Genomic DNA, 2902 nt, shown 5'->3' on the forward strand with positions numbered 1-2902 from the left:
CGGTGTCAGACCTCGGTAATCTTCTGCGGCAAGTCGGCCAGCCCAAACAGGATCTGAAAGCACCGATTGCACCATGCGGGTGTTGACGTAAACCAGCGAGGCCTGCAACAGGTGCAAAGACAGGGCCGAGATCTCCTGATCTTCAATGCGGTTACTAGCAATCTCCCCGCCCTTGCCGAAGAACACAAAGCCGTTGGCGCTGTTCCAGTTCTCCACCACATTAAGCCCTTCGTTGATTTCGCGACGATAATTTTCAGAGCGCAGATATCGGCACAAGAAAATTGTCTTGATAGCTCGACCCAGTTCAGCCAACGCTTTATAGGTTGGGTGCATAACTTCGGAGCGGGCAAAGCGGCGTAAAATTGCTTCTGGATCTGCGGTTCTGTGCTGCATGGCAGCTGCGTACTTGACCATTTCGTCATACTGGCGGGCAATCTCCTCCCAGTTGATGGCGCTGGACAAGATCGGCAGCAGGTTGCCAAGTTCACCGCGCATCGCATTTGAAGGCAATGCCAGCTTCTGCCGACTGATCGCCTTAAGGCGTGGAGCAAGCTCAAATCCCAGCAGATGACAGAACGCAAAGCCGACAACGCTTTGACCATGGCTATCCACATACTGACGCTGGATCTCCATGTCGGTGCAATGGCGCAAAACACCCTCAATCATGGCAGCAACTTCAGAGGATGAACAGCGTTTTAGTTGAGAATAGATACAGGTTGCCTGCCGTTCCACATGCCAGTAGATCATCACACCTCTGCCGCCGTAACGAGCATGCCACTCGCTCATGAGGTTCCTATCCCAGGCTCCAAACTTCGTGCTATCTGCTGCACAAGCTGTTCCGGCTTCACCCCAGATGACAGGATTGCGGATTGCCAAAGTAGCATCAGCTACGCGGGCACAGGCAGCCCTTAAAGCGGCCGGATGAATATAGTTGCGGCGCACACGCAGCAACTCCTCATAGCTGATATCGGCGAGACCACCGGCAATACGTTTGAGGCCCGCATTTGTGCCAAGGCCGTAAAGGCAAAGTAACAATCGCTGATCACGGACATTGTGAGCCAGCACCTCACGACTTGCAGAGGTCTCAAAGCGGTCCAAGTATCCCGTTCCAAGGGCAGCTTCCTTAAGCGTATCCAATAGTCCCGTCATCGGCCATTGACGAGTGATTTCCGCTTTTAAAGAGACCAGTCCTTTGGGTTCCGGCGCAGGTTCAAACGGACTGACAGAGATCCGGTTCTTGCCGGTCCAACGCAGCCTGACCTTGTCATTGTGAGGCAGGGATGCATTGAGCTGACGTAGCTCATCCTCCAATGTCTTTCTGACTTCAGACACGAATGCTTCTGCATCTTGTGTCAGCTTCAGTCCCGCATAATATGTGTCGCGGCGCTCGGCAAAATCCTTTGGCAGGTCTTCATCCGGATTTCGATAACGATCTGCTCCCACTACCCAGATTTCCTTGGCACGAATTCGTTCACGCAACTGGGTCAGGAGGCACAGCTCAAAGGAAATCACATTCACGCGGCCTTTGTCATCAATCACGCTGCCACGCCATTTAGTTGGAATGGCTTCCATCGGAACATCATCCTCAGAAGCAAACCGCTTGCCTGCCTTCTGCAGCTTCGTAATACAGATCAATCCCTCTAGCACAGGGCGCCAGGCTGCGTTGTTGGATCTGAATTCCAGGACAGACAGAAGCAGTGGTAGCATGCGGCGATAATGTGAGGCATATGACCCACGCATCACAAACTGAATTTGACGATCCAGAGTTCCTTTTGAGCGGTACTCCTTGACAATCGCTGATAGTTTCTGCTGCCCGGCGACCGGATAGATCACATCACAGATCCGCCCCTCCGGGTGTTCCATGGAGGCCACGGCAATCTCTGCCAGCAAGCGCTCCTTACCGTGAACCTTCTCGATTTCGCGGTTGATGTCCCGGATAACTTTGCGCTTTGATTTTGCATTGATCCGGTGGATCTGTTCCACCAGCAGGTCAATCACTCGATCAATCATCTGGGACTTGCGGACTATCAGATAAAGAGTGAACAGGCCTAATCGACGTTCAACGCTGTGTCTACGCATCTGCGAAGCCGTTTCTGCACTCACCCGTCGCACGAGCTGGTCAATGAAGGAGCGCTCAACCTCCTTAAGAACATGTTCTGGAAGGTGCAAGCCTTCAACGAACTGAAGGCGTTCAGTTGCGGTCAGAATGTTGTCTAGCGTAGCCCCACCGATATCATCTTTCAGGCGTGAAAATCCGGTCGAAGCATCCGGCTCCACCAATGAAGTTTCCATCTTTACAATGGCTTCCTGAGAAAGCTGACTGACAATATTTTGCAGGAACTCTTTCTGAAACTCGCGGCGTGCGGAACGAACAACACGTTCAACGATCTTTCGGGAGGGCGCAAACACCTTCTTCTCAAGACACCACTGATAGGCAATCGAAATCAGTTCTTCAACAGCATTGACGTGACCACAATGCTCGCATTGTAGCCAGTGTGCTAGCTGAGTTCTATGCATATCTGACATCCGCTCAAAGCCGAGATACTGTACAATCTCCATCATATGGCGGCGTGCAGAACGGCTTTGAAAGTCATAGTCAAATGTGACCGGGCGATTTCCACCGAGCTGATCACTCAGATAGTTTAAAATCTCTTCGCCAACATGAATATCTTCATCTGCAAAGTAACCAAAGCGCTGAAGGTGTTTGAGTTGAAGTGCAACGCCGAGACGGGTCCGCGTATTGTAGCCATTGATGAAAGTGAGGTCGTCGAATTACAGTCCCCACGTAAGACTAAAAGTCTGATCCATTGCAACTCTTTCCTAACCTGAAGAAAAAGTCACTTTGGCGAGCAAACATGTCTTAAATGGTGATGTTCAGCACTTGTTCCTCAAGATGGCCAAA

At 51.3% G+C, this 2902-nt stretch carries 1 pseudogene; it reads right to left on the bottom strand.

The features are described from left to right. Window positions 1-2757 (bottom strand): annotated as a pseudogene (locus tag PsAD37_RS21280) (Tn3 family transposase); the annotation flags it as partial. Window positions 2758-2902 lie beyond the last annotated feature (145 nt).

Source organism: Pseudovibrio sp. Ad37, assembly GCF_001623075.1.
GTDB lineage: Bacteria > Pseudomonadota > Alphaproteobacteria > Rhizobiales > Stappiaceae > Pseudovibrio.